Origin of the sequence: Clostridium sp. (assembly GCF_016650095.1) — a bacterium.
GTDB lineage: Bacteria > Bacillota > Clostridia > Clostridiales > Clostridiaceae > Clostridium_AD.
Window position 1 is genome coordinate 1 of the sequence record NZ_JAENWL010000038.1, and the last position, 15211, is coordinate 15211.

Here is a 15211-nt window from a genome sequence, read left to right on the forward strand (position 1 = left end):
AAACACTAGCAAAACTCTTGTTGTTTTTACTTTTTCAAAACATAACATATTCTCTCTGTTTGATCACTTACCGCTTTATCTTCGTAATTATCCATCTTTTTAATTATTTCGAACCCAGCTTCTTTAATAACGCTTTCTACATATTCCTCTTTATAAGCTCTTTCTGAATGCTCTTCGTCAAAGCGTCTGTATACTTGTCCTTCTTTCACAAAAAAGGTTAAACTCATTTCTACTATATCATTTTCTAAATAATTTTCCCAAATATATACAACATCATCAGAATCGTAATTATAAATATTATTACCAAGCACATTAGTAAGTTTATAATAAGAATTAATATCAAAGATAAATAAACCATCACCTTTTAATAAATCATAAACTCCTAATAAATATTTTTTAAAATTTTCTTCTTCTAATATGTAATTGCTAGAATCTAAGCAGCACGTTATCAGATTAAATGTATTATTTAAATTCAATTCGCAAATATCTTGACATATAAATTTTGCTTTTATCAGCGCTTCCCTCATTTTTTTCTCTGCTTCACTCAACATGTCAGAAGATAAATCAACTGCCCATGTATGATTAAATTCACTTGCAATTTCTATAGTAAGATTCCCTGTACCACAGGCTAAATCTAAATAGTTATCCATATCAACGCGATATTCTTTGCAAATACCTAATATGCTCGAAGCCCATGATTTATAATCAATATCAGAATTAATTAACTCATCATATATATGAGCAAACTCTTTATAACAGTCCATATTAACATTTCTCCTTTTTCAAAGTACTCCCCTCTTCAAAGATTTATTCTTTTTCAAAGGGTTATCCTCTTAAAACTATAATGGTATATAATATTCTAACCTATACACCAAATATTGTCCAAAGTAATTTGCTTAACAGCTGTTCATTACCTTCACAGATGAAATATTAACAACTTCAAAAATAAATTTATATTCCCACTGAAGTTTTCCTTTTATGGTAATATGTAAGTCCCACTTATAGTAGTGGGCGCCTTTCCTTCTGAAATGCTGTTAAAAATCTGCGTTTTTAGGAAGATTTATGCTCTTCTTTCTTTTTGTCATTAAGCCTCCAATTCTCCCTGTCTCTTCTGCTGTTAGTCCACTCCATCCCTCCACACCTATTTTATCTGTTAATCCTAATTCTTCAGCTATTTCATATTTTAACGTTTCTCTAAGCATTTCATTTTTGGTTAATTCTTTGTTTGTTTTTAATTTGGCTTTTATAACTTTTTTTAAAGGTGTTTTACCCATAATACCCCTCCTAATTATAATATCTAATATTTTTTACAATTTGAGGTTCTTTTATTCACAATAAAAAAATATAATGCTGGAAATGTCCCTTCCAGCACTGTTTTTTACATTTTGTGGGTTAAATAATCACCTGTTGTATTACATTTATCTATCCATTATTACTGATTTTCATTTTTTTTCTTAAAAGTATATATATTTTCACATATGGGCTATATAATATAATAAAGAAAAAGCTTTAGTTATAATTCATATATTATTATGAATTATCAATATTGAATTATTTATAAATCGAAATGATTCACTAAAATCAATCCCAATTAATAAATATATAGTAATAAAAATAAAATAGTTCTATAGATAATCGCAATTAATTTTTGTTATTATTTACAGATCTACGAGGAGGTAATCTTATGCGTATTTTTAAAGGTTCTGGTGTTGCAATAGTTACTCCGTTTGATGAAAGAGGGATAGATTTCAAAAAACTTGAAGAACTAATAGAATGGCAGATTAGCAGTAAAACAGATGCTATTATAGTATGTGGCACTACCGGTGAAGCTTCTACTATGTCAGAGCAAGAAAGAAAAGAGACTATAAAGTTTGTAGTTGATGTCGTTAATAAGAGGGTTCCAGTAATCGCCGGCACAGGAAGTAACAACACTGCTGCTACAATAAGCATGAGTAAATGGGCAGAAAAAATAGGCGTAGACGGATTACTTGTAATTACCCCCTACTATAATAAAACCACTCAAAAAGGCTTATTTGAACATTTTAGTGCAATTGCAAATAGTGTAACCTCGCCTATAATAATATACAACGTTCCATCAAGAACATCTCTTAATATTACTCCAAGCACACTTTTAAAATTGTGTGATGTACAAAATATTGTAGCAATTAAAGAAGCAAGTGGCAATATAAGTCAAATAGCACAAATTAAAGCACTATGCGGAGATAGATTAGATGTCTATTCAGGTAACGACGACCAAGTTATACCTATACTTTCCTTAGGTGGTATTGGGGTTATATCTGTTCTTGCAAATATAATCCCTACAGACATTCATAACATGTGTGAATTATATTTTCAAGGTGACCACGCCGAGGCTTTAAAAATCCAATTGAATTTTCTTGCTCTTAATAGCTCTATATTCATAGAAACTAATCCTATCCCTGTAAAAACAGCTATGAATCTTATGGGAATGGAAGTAGGACATTTAAGACTACCACTATGTGAAATGGAAGAAAAGAATTTACAAATTCTAAAAAAAGAATTAAAATCGTATAATATCGCCTTAAAGGAGGAAACCAAATGATTAAAATGCTTCTAAATGGATGTAATGGAAAAATGGGCAAAGTTATTTCAGAAATGGCAAAAGAGTCGAAATCGGTTTCAATTGTTGCCGGTGTTGATAAAAATTCATCTAATTTAAGCTACCCATGCTATGACAGCATACTTGAATGTGAAATTGACATAGATGTGATTTTAGATTTTTCAAGGCCAGATGCTCTAGATTCCTTATGTAAGTATTCAAAAGAGAAAAATATTCCTATTGTGTTCTGCACTACTGGCTACTCACCTGAGCAATTATCCAAAATTGATTCCCTTAGCAAAGAAATTGCAGTATTTCATTCTGCAAATATGTCTATAGGCATAAATATTGTTAATAATATACTCAAGAGTATAAGTAATATGCTTTATAAGGATTTTGATATTGAGATAATTGAAAAACATCACAACCAGAAAGTTGATGCTCCTAGTGGTACTGCTCTACTTCTTGCAAATACAATTAAGGACTCCATTGAAGGCGAAACAATCTTCACTAAAGGACGGGATGGCTTAAGTAAAAGACAACCTAATGAAATAGGAATTCACGCTATCCGTGGTGGAAGTATTGTAGGTGATCACGAAGTCATATTTGCAGGAAAAGGAGAATGTATTGAAATCAAGCATACCGCAATATCAAGGGACGTCTTCGCAATAGGTGCACTCAAAGCCTGTGAATATATTTACGGGAAAGAGAAAGGTCTATATAGTATGGACGATGTAGTTAGTATGTCAATATAGACTTTAATATAATAAAGCCTTGGAACAGATGCTTCTCTGCTTCAAGGCTTTATTATATATAACCACTTATGGAAATCAATGTTTATAACTCTTTTTTACTATAGATATCCAATATGAGATATAGTATGAATTTTCTCCATAGTGATTTGAAATAAGAAGTGCAGAAACATTGAAAGTTGATTTTAAAATTCTTGTTTTGCCAATATAAAATTCACGTGAGCCTGACTGGAAGGAAGGCTAGCGAACCGGCTGTAAGCCGAATGTGAGTGTTAGAGTATTTTATATTGGCAAAACACTAGAATTTCTTAATCAACTTTCACGTTTCAAACTCTTATTTCAAATCGCGCAGGAGAAAATTCATACGAATTGCACTCTTATTTTTAAAAAATCACTAAGTTATGTCTAATGATTCAATCCATTTTTCCATTCTGTCTATTCCCTCTTTTAATACTTCTAAGCTATAAGAATATGATATCCTTATAAACCCTTCTCCTCCTAATCCAAATGCAGAACCAGGCACAACAGCAACCTTTCCTTCATATAGAAGTCGACTACAAAATTCTTCGCTACTCATAGAAAATTTTTTTATGGAAGGAAATATATAAAAAGCTCCCTTAGGGAGTGCTACATCTAATCCCATTTGCGTAAGTCTTTTATATACATATTCTTTTCTCTTCTCAAACTCCATTTTCATAATATCCACATCATCCATGCTCGATTGCAATCCCGCGTAGGCTCCCCATTGAGATATTGAAGTTGCGCACGAAACATTATACTGATGTACTTTCAATATATTATCCGTAATATATTTGCTAGCACAAACATACCCCACTCTAAGGCCTGTCATTGAAAACATTTTAGAAAACCCACCTACCAAAATCACTCTATCCCTTATTTCATCAATCTGAGCTAGTGAGTAGTATTTTTCATAGCATAATGAGCTGTAAATCTCATCGCTTATTATGTAAATATCTTTTTCTTTTAGAATTTTGGAAAGTTTTTCTCGCTCTAATAATGATAATGCTGCCCCAGTAGGGTTAGATGGATGAGACATCACTAAAAGCTTTGGATTTTCCTCATTAATAAGTTTTTCTAGTACTGCAAAATTAATAGTAAAATCACTATTAAGAGTATAATTAACTACTTCTGCTCCAAAAATCTTCACACAACTCTCGTATGCTGGATAAGCTGGAGTTGGTACCAGAACTTTATCACCAGCATTTAAAAATGCTGCAAATATGCATAGTAGTGCCTCACTTCCGCCGACAGTCACAGTTATTTCATCAGCTAAGTAGTTAATGTCCATGTCACTTAAAAAATTAGAAATCTCATTTCGAAGTTCTGGAATACCTGCATTAGCTGTATACTCCGTTTTATTATTATATATAGCTTGAATCATGGCCTTTTTAATACTCTTTGGCACTGGAAAATCGGGTTGACCGAGGGTCAATGAAATTGCCCCTGGAACTTGTGAAACCTTACTGAAAAATTTTCTAATTCCAGAAATCTCTACATTACTTACATTATTTGAAAATACATTATTCATAATATCATCCTTTTTATTTGTTTGAATTATAAGTATTTTACTATATAATAGTATAAAAATCATTAATATTTAAATTTTTTTAGGAAAATAATGATATTTCCCTTTAATTATTGTAGATTTTAATATATTATTTATAGGATATATAGTTTTATTTTAAAGTTTACGGATATTAAGTGCATAAAATCAAGAACTTGGATAAATACTTATAATATGAGAGGAGCATAACTATGAACTATGATTTAACAGACCCTTATGAAATTGCAAGATACATAAAAGAAGCTAAAAAAGCTACTCCAATCAAACTCTATATTGACGGAGATTTATCACAATGCCAGTTTGGAAATATAGAAAATTTCGGAAGCGGTAATTTTTATATGCTATTTGGAGAAAGTGAAGAGGTATCAGATTTTCTAATAAAGTACAAAGACAAGATCAAAAAATTTAAACTTGAACAAGACAGACGAAACTCTGCCATTCCGCTAATAGATCTCAAAAATATTGATGCGAGAATTGAACCAGGTGCAATTATACGTGATAAGGTTACCATAGGCAAAAATGCCGTTATAATGATGGGTGCTGTAATTAATATAGGTGCTGAAATTGGTGATGAAACTATGATAGATATGAATGCTGTGGTTGGAGCACGTGGAAAACTCGGTAAAAGAGTTCATTTAGGTGCAGGTGCTGTAGTAGCAGGCGTTCTAGAACCGCCAAGTAAAAGCCCTTGTGAAATCGGAGATAATGTACTAATTGGAGCAAATGCTGTAATACTCGAAGGTGTGAAAATTGGAAATAATTCTGTGATAGCAGCAGGATCCGTAGTTGTAAATGATGTTCCAGAAAATGTTGTAGTTGCTGGAGCTCCAGCAAAAATAATAAAAAATGTGGATAGTCGAACTAAAGAAAAAACAAAGCTACTTGATGACCTAAGAAAATAGGTGAAAGAGCAAGTATTACTACAACTGCATCTCACTGTGCTAAGTCATTCTAAACTAATTTTATTTAAAGATACTAAAAAGTACAAACTCGCTATCGCTCAAACATGTACTTTTCTTAACGTATATTTAAATAAAATGACTTAAGACTGACTAAAGCTTGTTCGAATGCATTTTACGTAATACTTGCTCTTTTCCATGTCTTAATCTGAATAATATATGCTCTTTTATACAGATCAAAATAAATTACTCTTTTCTACGTCTTGATTTCAGTAATACTTGATCTTTCTACGTCTTAAACTTGGTAATACTTACTCTTTTCAACTAAAACTAAAAAGAGTAAGTATAAATATATATATATACTAGATAACGTCTAGAGCATCATAGTTATGCTCTTCATCAATTATCATATCTGCTTCATCTTCGTTTTCACCATCTTTATTAACTTTTTCCATCTTTGATATAGACACTTCATATGCAACTTTTTTTATAACTTCATCATCTGATAATTTCTTTTGATATTCTCTACTCTGAAGTCTTCCCCAAATTCTTATATTATCTCCTACTTCAAGACTTTTACAAAATCTAGAATTTCGTCCCCAAGCAATTGTAGGTATATAATCAGATTTGTTGTACAATCTGTTCACTGCAAGTAGCATGTCCGCAATCTCTCTTCCAAAAGGAGTTGTCCTATATACTGGGCTTTTGCAAATATATCCATCTAAAAATATCTGATTTGGATTCTTACTGCGTTCCTCACAAATTTTAATATCTCTAGCAAATACTGTTAAGATTAATCTATTAGATCCCTCAACAAATTTATTGTAAGATCTAAGTTGGCCTTCAACTATAAATTCATTTCCAATGTTAATGTTCATACCCGAAATTAATCTTTCTGAAATTGTTATAGTTAAAATATCAGTTGTTTCGCTAAGTCTCCAAACCTCAAAATCAAATACATAAAACCCTTCCCCATACATTTCATGACTAAATTTTAATTCAGATATTACTTTCCCTTCTAAATAAATCTTATTATTTAACATAACATTATCCATCATAACCCCTCTTTCCCTTAGTGTTTTAGTAAACTTTCCTTAGAATATAAGTATTCAGTTTTATAATGTAATATACCTAATACTTATATAATTTTGTTTGTAAATATTTCGCCAAAATTATAATTAATTGGTATTCCCATTATAATACAAATGTTCACTAAATTTCAATACTTTTAGCATTTATTTTTGTATTTGTTTTCCTGCTTGATTTATATAATAACTATCTTTATATATAAGATCTGATATTGTTACAAATTCATAACCCTGAGCTTTAAAGTATTCTAAAACTTTTTCTAAATTTCCAGGAGTATATTTTGCATTATTATGAAATAAAAGTATAGAGCCCGGCTTAGTCTTTTCTATTATTCTATTATACTCAATGTCTGCCCCTTGCTCTTTCCAATCGATACTATCTGCATCCCATTGAATGCAATAGTGGTTTGTTGCCTCTACGGTTTCAATTACTAAATTATTATACTCTCCAGATGGACATCTAAAAAGCACTGCTGGTTTTCCTGTTATAGACATTATTTTAGCATCAGTTATAGCTATTTCCTTTATCATATTCTCTTTAGATATTGTGGTCATTATAGGATGCTTATTAGAATGGTTACCTATTTCATGACCTTTTTCAAACATCGTCTTTAACTTATCCGGGAACTGGTCTATCCATGCTCCCACTAGAAAAAACGTTGCTTTAGCATTGTACTTATCTAATGCTTTTAATATATCATCTGTTTTGTCATCTCCCCAACTTGCATCAAAGGAAATTGCAATTTTTTTCTCTTTAGTATCTACACTGTAAATTGGTAATTTACGCTGCTGCCCCAAAAACACGCCCTTAGTTTTTAAGTTATAAATACATGTCGCCCCTAAAATCCCAAAGAAAATCAAACAAAACACTATTAGATTCCTTTTTATGTAACCCATACCCTCCTATATCCTCCTTATATCAATGTGCATCAGACAACAAATATAAACTGTCGCCTCGCAGTTACATTTATACTTTAAATTTATATTCTAAAAGTTAATATATATGTATAATTTTCTTTATAAATTTTATTTTGATGAAACTTTTCATTAAATTTATACCCTTTGTAAATTGTTAAAACTAAAAAGCACCAATTCATTTTGGTACTTTTTATGTTATACTGTTTATAATTAATTTTACATGGAACGAAACAGTCTATAATTGTTTTGTACGCAGGTAAACTACAAGGAGGATATGATATGTTTGAAGATGCTTTGGACTTAGCTGAAAATAAGCTTCTTTTACTTTATATATTTTATAAAATAAAGCTCCCTATTTCTAATATTCAAATAACACAAATTATTCTAGAAAATAATTTTATAAATTATTTTACACTGCAACAATATATTACGGAACTTATTGCTTCTAACCTGATTAGTAATACTGAGCAAAAAGGTAAACATAGATTGGTAATTACAAAAAAGGGTGACAATGTTCTATCTTTATTTAAAGGAAGAATTTCTGATAGTAAGTTGCAGCTTATCGATAATTACTTGAAATCCCATATTGAAAATATCAAAAAAGAGCTAACTATTAGCGCTGATTACACAATAGAAAACAATAATAACTATTTAGTTAACCTTACTGCGTCAGAAGATAGTTTCACCCTAATAGATATTAAACTTAGTGTTGCGTCAAACAAGCAAGCACGGGATTTATGCACCAAATGGAGAAATAACCCATCTGATTTTTATAATAAGATAATAAACCTTCTAATAAGTGATTGATTTTTATAGAATTGTCATTCCTGTGGGCTCTCCGCCAATAGAAATGGCTTTTTTATTTTCAGTGATTTTATCGATTCTAAAAAGTAAATTGTTATAATTATCACCTACATACAAAAATTTTTCATCTTCTTGTATCCCTCTAGGCATACCTCCAACTTTAATTTTCTTTATTTCTTTGTAATTATTTATGTCTACTTTACTAACTGTACCCTCTCCAAAGTTTGAAATATAGCAGTATCTTTCATTACAATACATATCCACTGGAGAATTACCAACAGGTATCTTGTACAATACGTTATAATTTTTTAATGATATAATGCTTATACTTCCTTTGTTATCCGTTCCTATATTACTCTCGCAAACTAAAATATAATTTCCATCTGGGGTAATTAGCGCTTTAGTAGGGTATGACCCAACCCTAATGTTTTTAACCTTACCATTGATAGCACAGTCTATTATTGTTATACTGTCACTATTCATATTTGCTACTATAATAATATTCTTTCTTTTACAAATATAAATACTATGGGGTAAATTACCACATTGAATAGCTTCTACGATAGTTCTTTTCTCTAAATCAAAAACTATTATATCATCAGAATCTCCACAAATAACATAAGCTTTATTATCATAAACTGATAAATCATTACAATGCATGCCTATGAAATAACTTTCAGTTTCATAACTATCAATATCAACCATGGAAATGCTATTATCATAACTATTAGCTGTTAATATCTTGTTTTTATAAACACATATGCCATGAGGACCAATTCTTTTGAGATTTCGTTTATCTAAAGATATTTTTTCTTCTTCTATAAATAAATCCAAGTTTACTTTTGATATGCAATCTGCTGAAGTACTACATACATATAACTTTCTCAAATTCCTCACCTCCTCATAACCATAATATGAAAATAGTTATAATCTGCTAACGAGTTTTCATGAAAATTTTTTTATTGAAATAAAGCTACTTAATAGTATATAATATCCTTTGTGATCATTAAAATTACAGAAGATGGAGGTCCATTATGTATAGTTATAAACCCAAAGGCGTTTGTTCAAAAAAAATAGATTTTGATATTGTTGAAAATAAAATAAGGTCTGTTGTTTTTACAAGCGGTTGCCCAGGAAGTTTGATTGCAATTTCAACCCTAATAAAAGGAATGGAAGTTAACGAAGCTATAAAGAGACTTAAGGGCATTCGCTGTGGTGATAAAATCACTTCTTGCCCTGATCAATTAGCTTTAGCGCTTGAAGAATTTCTTGTAAATCCTTAATTAATTTAAGTGCATGATTATAATCTAGTATTTTGACTTATTTTTTATTTTAATATAAGTAAATAGACAAGACACATATTATGTAAAATATGTGTCTTGTCTATTTAAAAAAATTATTAATAGCTCTTATCATATAAAACAAATAATTAACAGCTATGCACCCCTCGTATTATTCTTCTCATATCTCCCACCATGTATAAAGAGCCCGCTATTAATAATAAGTCTTCTTCTCCGCAATAGCTCAAAGCTTTTTCATATGCCGACCTATAATCTTCAATTGCCTCACAACTAGTAGTATATTTTTCTACTTGAACTTTTAACTTTTGCGAAAGTTCTGCACGTTCGCTATGTGGTGTAACAGTGATAACTCTACTCGCCTTCGGAACTATAGTTTTTATCATCGCACCAACTTGTTTATCCGCAAGGATTCCTAAGATTAATATAATTTTATTATAATTAAAATACATACCAATACTTTCAGTAAGGTTTTCTATGCCATCCATATTGTGTGCTCCATCTATAACAACCAATGGCTTTATATTCAGCACCTCAAGCCTTGCTGGCCACAGTACTTTCCCGAGCCCATTCACTATGTTATCTCTACTAATTTTAGTACCTTGCACTATAAGCTCCTCTATAGCATGAACTGCTACGGAACAGTTTAGTAATTGATGTTTGCCTAAAAGTGCCAACTCAATAATATAATCGTTATTTGAAGTATTAACTCTAATTTTTTGAGTTATGATCTTACTACTTTTAAATACTGTCCCCTCAATTGAAGTTATTGCAGCTTGTTTCAAATTTTCCTTTCCCAAATATTCAGATGAATTCTGTGATACTTTTATTAATTTGCATTTTTTTTCTATGCATTTTCTTTCTATTACATCGTAAATTTCCTTTTGCGAAGGAAACATAACTACAGGAATTCCTTGTTTAATTATACCTGCTTTTTCATAAGCAATTTTCCCTATGGTATCTCCTAATATTTGAGTATGGTCTAGGCTAATAGATGTAATAATACTTAAAATAGGTATAATTACATTTGTTGAGTCAAGCCTACCTCCAATCCCTACTTCAACCACTGCATAATCTACATTATTTTTATAAAAATATAAAAAACCTGCACAAGTAATGATTTCAAATTCTGTTGGGTTACCGTGCCCTAGTTCCACTACCTTTTCTACTGCTTTTGAAACCTCTGTTACAATATCACTTAAATCCCCTTTAGAGATATTCTTATTATTTATTTGAATCCGTTCTTCAAACTCTTCAATAAATGGCGAGGTATATGACCCTACCTTGTATCCAGCTTCCACCAAAACCGTAGTCACCATAGCAGTAGTTGAACCTTTTCCATTAGTTCCTGCAATATGTATACATTTCAATTTCTTATGTGGATCTCCTAAAAGTTCTAATATTTTTTCTGTTCTTTCAAGTCCAAGTTTGCTACCAAACTTGGCTGTGTCTTTTATATAAGATTTAGCTTCATCATAATTCATGCTTATCCTTCCTTTCAAAATGGAGTGAATAGTGTGGCGACTGTTAATCCTCTCTTGTGGGAGTAGTCAATTCATCTCCTACTGAGCTATCATCTTCTATGAAGATGATGATTTAACTTACTTTTAAATTTTATACCAATTTAGTTATAATTAACAACCTTTTATTTTATTGTTAGGGAGAATTAATAAATTTTATGCTTTACTCTCTTTATTAATCATTCCCGGATAAAAAAATTGTAACACTTTAGGTAGTACTGAAATACACTATTCTAAGAATGCTTTTATGTATAGCACTGAAAGAAATAGTAAGCTTTGAGTGTTACTAAAAACATTGCTAAACACATTTGGGACGGTTAGCAGCTATTCCCCCAGTTATAACCTATCCCTTTCTTTAATAGAAAAGTCTCCTATGTTTATTTAAACATAGGAGACTTTTAACTATTTTAAATTTTCTATACTTTGAATTACTGAATTGTACATTTCTTTATATTTTTCACCTTTAGCTCTTTCTTCATCAACTACTTCTACAGGAGCTTTCGCTGTAAATTTTTCATTACAAAGTTTTTTCTCCACTCTATCTATTTCTTTTCCTAGTTTATCCTTTTCTTTATTTAACCTTTCAAGCTCTACTTCTAAATCTACAAGCTCAAGTAATGGCATATATACTTCTGCGCCTTTAGTTACTACCGTAACTACATTTCCTGGTGCTTCAGCTTTAGATCCTAAGAACTTAACTTCACTTGCCGATGCAAGCTTCTGAAAATATACCATACCCTCTTCAAATGCTTCTTTTGCCTCTGTAGCATATATAAATACTTTAGCTTTTCTTGAAGGTGGTACATTCATATCAGCTCTAGCATTTCTTACATCCTTTATTGCTTCTATAATGTAATTCATTTTTGCTTCAGATTTCTCATCTTTAAGCGCATCCTCGAACTCTGGCCATTTAGAAATTGTTATAGATTCGTACTCATTATCTAAATGAGTATAAATTTCTTCTGTTATAAATGGCATAACAGGATGAAGTAGTTTAAGTCCAGTTTTTAATACTTTATTTAATACATTTAGCGCTATACCCTTTGCTTCCCCATCTTCTGCGTATAATACTGGTTTAACAAGTTCAATATACCAATCACAGAATTCTGTCCACATAAAGTCATGTGTCTTTTGGAGCGCTATCCCTATTTCATATTTTTCAATATTTTCTGTAACTTCTTTTGTCACAGTGTTCATCCTTGATAATATCCACTTGTCGGCGACAGTGTAGTTTTTACTATCTTTATATTTTGTCATTAATTCTTCATTAAAATTCATCATAACAAATCTAGAAGCATTCCAAATTTTATTGGCAAAGTTTCTAGCAGCTTCAACTCTTGACTCATAGAATCTTATATCGCTACCCGGAGAATTTCCTGTAGCCAGGGAAAATCTCAACGCATCCGCACCATATTTTTCTACTACATCTAATGGATCAATACCATTTCCTAGTGACTTAGACATCTTTCTTCCTTGCTCATCTCTAACCATTCCATGCATTAGCACTGTTTCAAATGGTACTTCCCCTAAATTATAAATCCCAGAAAAAACCATTCTTGCAACCCAGAAGAATATTATATCGTACCCTGTAACCAAAACATTCGTTGGATAGAAGTATTTTAAATCCTCTGTATTATTTGGCCATCCAAGTGTTGAAAAAGGCCACAATGCTGAACTGAACCAAGTATCAAGAACATCCTTATCCTGATTAAGATTTGCACTGTTACATTTGGTACAATTAGTTGGTGCGTTCGTAGTAACTATAATTTCTCCACAGTTCGCGCAGTACCATACCGGAATTCTATGTCCCCACCATAACTGTCTTGATATACACCAATCTTGAATGTTTTCCATCCAATTAAAGTAGGTTTTATCAAACCTTTCAGGAACAAATTTAGTTTTATTTTCGTGTACCGCATCGATTGCCGGCTTTGCAAGGGACTCCATTTTAACATACCATTGTTTGGATAACATTGGCTCTACAGTAGTTTTACATCGATCGTGAGTACCTACATTGTGAGCATGGTCTTTTATCTTAACAAGTAGACCTGCCTTGTCTAAATCATCTACCATGACCTTTCTCGCGTCGTATCTGTCAAGACCTGAATATTTTCCGTACCCTTCACTTATAGTTGCATTTTCATTCAGAACTACTATTTCTGGTAGATTGTGTCTCTTTCCTATTTGATAATCATTAGGATCATGTGCTGGAGTAATTTTAACTGCCCCTGTTCCAAACTCTATATCAACATAATCATCTGCAACTATTGGTATTTCTCTATCTACTAAAGGCAACATTATTTTTTTACCTATTAAATGTATATAACGTGGATCCTTAGGATTTACAGCAACTGCTGTATCGCCGAGCATGGTTTCTGGCCTTGTCGTAGCTATTTCTAAAAATTCATTACTACCTACTATTGGATATTTTATATGCCAGAAGTGCCCATCTTGTTCTTCAAACTCTATTTCAGCATCTGATATTGCTGTCATACATTTTGGGCACCAGTTTGTTATCCTATTTCCCTGATAAATAAGTCCATCTTTATATAATTTAACAAAAACTTCTCTTACTGCATGATTTAAGTTTTCATCCATAGTAAAGCTTTCTCTTGTAAAATCAACAGAGCATCCCATTTTCTTTATTTGCCCTCTTATTTTTTCTCTATATTCATTAGTCCACTCCCAAACTTTTTCAAGGAATGCCTCTCTTCCCATTTCTTTTTTCACAAGCCCTTTCTTTAAAAGTTCATTTTCTACCTTAACTTCCGTTGCAATACTAGCATGGTCTTCACCTGGAAGCCACAAGGTGCTAAAGCCTTGCATTCTTTTAGTTCTTATTAGAATGTCTTGAAGCGTATTATCAAGAGCATGCCCTAAGTGTAATTTCCCTGTAATATTTGGTGGTGGCATCATAATTGTGAATGGCTTTTTATTTTTATCAATAGTTGGAGTAAAAAATCCTTTTTCTTCCCACCATGCGTAAAGCCTTTCTTCAAACTCTTTCGGATCATAATTCTTATCAATATTGTTATTTTCTTCCATCAGTAATTCCTCCTAAGCAATAATTATTATATCAACTTCTAAGCATCTTAAATATAAAAAGGAATAAAAAAAGAACCTTCGTCTATAAAAGGACGAAAAGCTCGCGGTACCACCTTTTTTCCTGCAAATCTACAGGCTCTTGATAATTTAACGATTAAGATAACCGTCTTTGTTTACTAACTATAATTGTATAGAATTCAACAAAGAAGCTCCGAAGCTACCTTCAAGGTTTTTCATATAGAAGATCTTACAGCCTATGGATCTTCCTCTCTTAATATTAATTTCCCTCTACTCCTCTTCATCTAAGCTTTTAAAGATTTTATGAAGTTTTTATTTATTCCTTATTATACATCTTAATTTATATATGTCAAGATATTTCATTTTATATTTATGATACTTGTGTAATTGATTTATGATACAACTTATTTTACAGCTTAACTTTAATTTAAAATGTCACATCTACACAATTTCTCATATTATAGAATGATAACACCCTTATAATATGGAGGTATCTATGAAAATTAAAAAAATCTCAGTTTTTTCTCTGCTTCTCTCTCTTACCTTAATAACTACATTATTTTCTGGATGTAAAAAAGCAGATAATGGAGCACTCGAAAAAATAAAATTAAACGAAGTAGTTCGCTCTATTTTCTACGCTCCAATGTATGCAGCAATATCAGAGGGCTTCTTTAAAGAGGAAGGCATTGAAATCGACCTTTCAACT

13 protein-coding genes, 1 pseudogene and 1 other annotated feature are annotated in these 15211 nt (G+C 31.3%); of the genes and pseudogenes, 6 read left to right on the top strand and 8 right to left on the bottom strand.

From position 1 onward, the window contains the following. Positions 1–26 precede the first annotated feature (26 nt). Positions 27–764 carry a class I SAM-dependent methyltransferase gene (locus tag JJE11_RS04110; protein ID WP_291632980.1) on the bottom strand — a complete coding sequence of 246 codons (738 nt, stop codon included), beginning with the start codon at positions 762–764 and terminating at the stop codon, positions 27–29. A 270-nt stretch (positions 765–1034) separates the two neighbouring features. Then, positions 1035–1274 (bottom strand): small, acid-soluble spore protein, alpha/beta type, encoded by a 240-nt coding sequence (locus JJE11_RS04115; protein WP_291632981.1) that lies wholly within the window; start codon positions 1272–1274, stop codon positions 1035–1037. A 410-nt stretch (positions 1275–1684) separates the two neighbouring features. On the opposite strand from JJE11_RS04115, the gene dapA reads away from it, so the two are divergent. Next, entirely contained in the window at positions 1685–2581 is an 897-nt protein-coding gene (dapA, locus tag JJE11_RS04120) for a 4-hydroxy-tetrahydrodipicolinate synthase (protein WP_291632982.1), read from the top strand. Continuing rightward, positions 2578–3333 carry a 4-hydroxy-tetrahydrodipicolinate reductase gene (gene dapB / locus JJE11_RS04125; protein WP_291632983.1) on the top strand — a complete coding sequence of 252 codons (756 nt, stop codon included), beginning with the start codon at positions 2578–2580 and terminating at the stop codon, positions 3331–3333. The genes dapA and dapB overlap by 4 nt, the downstream gene beginning before the upstream one ends. A 391-nt stretch (positions 3334–3724) precedes the next feature. Here dapB and JJE11_RS04130 read toward each other — a convergent pair whose 3' ends face one another. Continuing rightward, positions 3725–4879, bottom strand: a complete 1155-nt coding sequence (locus JJE11_RS04130; protein WP_291632984.1) for an aminotransferase class I/II-fold pyridoxal phosphate-dependent enzyme — start codon at positions 4877–4879, stop codon at positions 3725–3727. Positions 4880–5106: 227 nt separating this feature from the next. On the opposite strand from JJE11_RS04130, the gene dapD reads away from it, so the two are divergent. Beyond that, a complete protein-coding gene (dapD, locus tag JJE11_RS04135; protein ID WP_291632985.1) occupies positions 5107–5817 on the top strand; it encodes a 2,3,4,5-tetrahydropyridine-2,6-dicarboxylate N-acetyltransferase in 711 nt (236 codons plus the stop codon). 359 nt (positions 5818–6176) lie between these two features. On the opposite strand, the gene JJE11_RS04140 is transcribed toward dapD, so the two are convergent. Further along, entirely contained in the window at positions 6177–6869 is a 693-nt protein-coding gene (locus JJE11_RS04140; RefSeq protein WP_291632992.1) for a single-stranded DNA-binding protein, read from the bottom strand. 180 nt (positions 6870–7049) lie between these two features. After that, positions 7050–7799, bottom strand: a complete 750-nt coding sequence (locus tag JJE11_RS04145; protein WP_291632986.1) for a polysaccharide deacetylase family protein — start codon at positions 7797–7799, stop codon at positions 7050–7052. Positions 7800–8099: 300 nt separating this feature from the next. On the opposite strand from JJE11_RS04145, the gene JJE11_RS04150 reads away from it, so the two are divergent. Further along, the gene (locus tag JJE11_RS04150) at positions 8100–8627 is read left to right on the top strand and encodes a DUF4364 family protein (RefSeq protein WP_291632987.1); all 528 of its coding nucleotides are present in this window, start codon (positions 8100–8102) and stop codon (positions 8625–8627) included. Between the two features lie 3 nt (positions 8628–8630). Here JJE11_RS04150 and JJE11_RS04155 read toward each other — a convergent pair whose 3' ends face one another. Continuing rightward, a complete protein-coding gene (locus JJE11_RS04155; protein ID WP_291632988.1) occupies positions 8631–9512 on the bottom strand; it encodes a YncE family protein in 882 nt (293 codons plus the stop codon). Between the two features lie 146 nt (positions 9513–9658). Here JJE11_RS04155 and JJE11_RS04160 point away from each other — a divergent pair, with 146 nt between their 5' ends. Then, positions 9659–9907, top strand: a complete 249-nt coding sequence (locus tag JJE11_RS04160; protein WP_291632989.1) for a TIGR03905 family TSCPD domain-containing protein — start codon at positions 9659–9661, stop codon at positions 9905–9907. Between the two features lie 146 nt (positions 9908–10053). On the opposite strand, the gene JJE11_RS04165 is transcribed toward JJE11_RS04160, so the two are convergent. Both JJE11_RS04165 and JJE11_RS04170 read right to left on the bottom strand, forming a co-directional pair. Next, on the bottom strand, positions 10054–11406 hold the full coding sequence (locus JJE11_RS04165) for a folylpolyglutamate synthase/dihydrofolate synthase family protein (RefSeq protein ID WP_291632990.1): 1353 nt from the start codon (positions 11404–11406) through the stop codon (positions 10054–10056). Positions 11407–11844: 438 nt separating this feature from the next. Next, a complete protein-coding gene (locus tag JJE11_RS04170; RefSeq protein ID WP_291632991.1) occupies positions 11845–14487 on the bottom strand; it encodes a valine--tRNA ligase in 2643 nt (880 codons plus the stop codon). An 85-nt stretch (positions 14488–14572) separates the two neighbouring features. After that, positions 14573–14801, bottom strand: a binding site (T-box leader). A 200-nt stretch (positions 14802–15001) separates the two neighbouring features. Between JJE11_RS04170 and JJE11_RS04175 the strand changes: the two are divergent. Next, positions 15002–15211: pseudogene (locus tag JJE11_RS04175) on the top strand (ABC transporter substrate-binding protein); the annotation flags it as partial.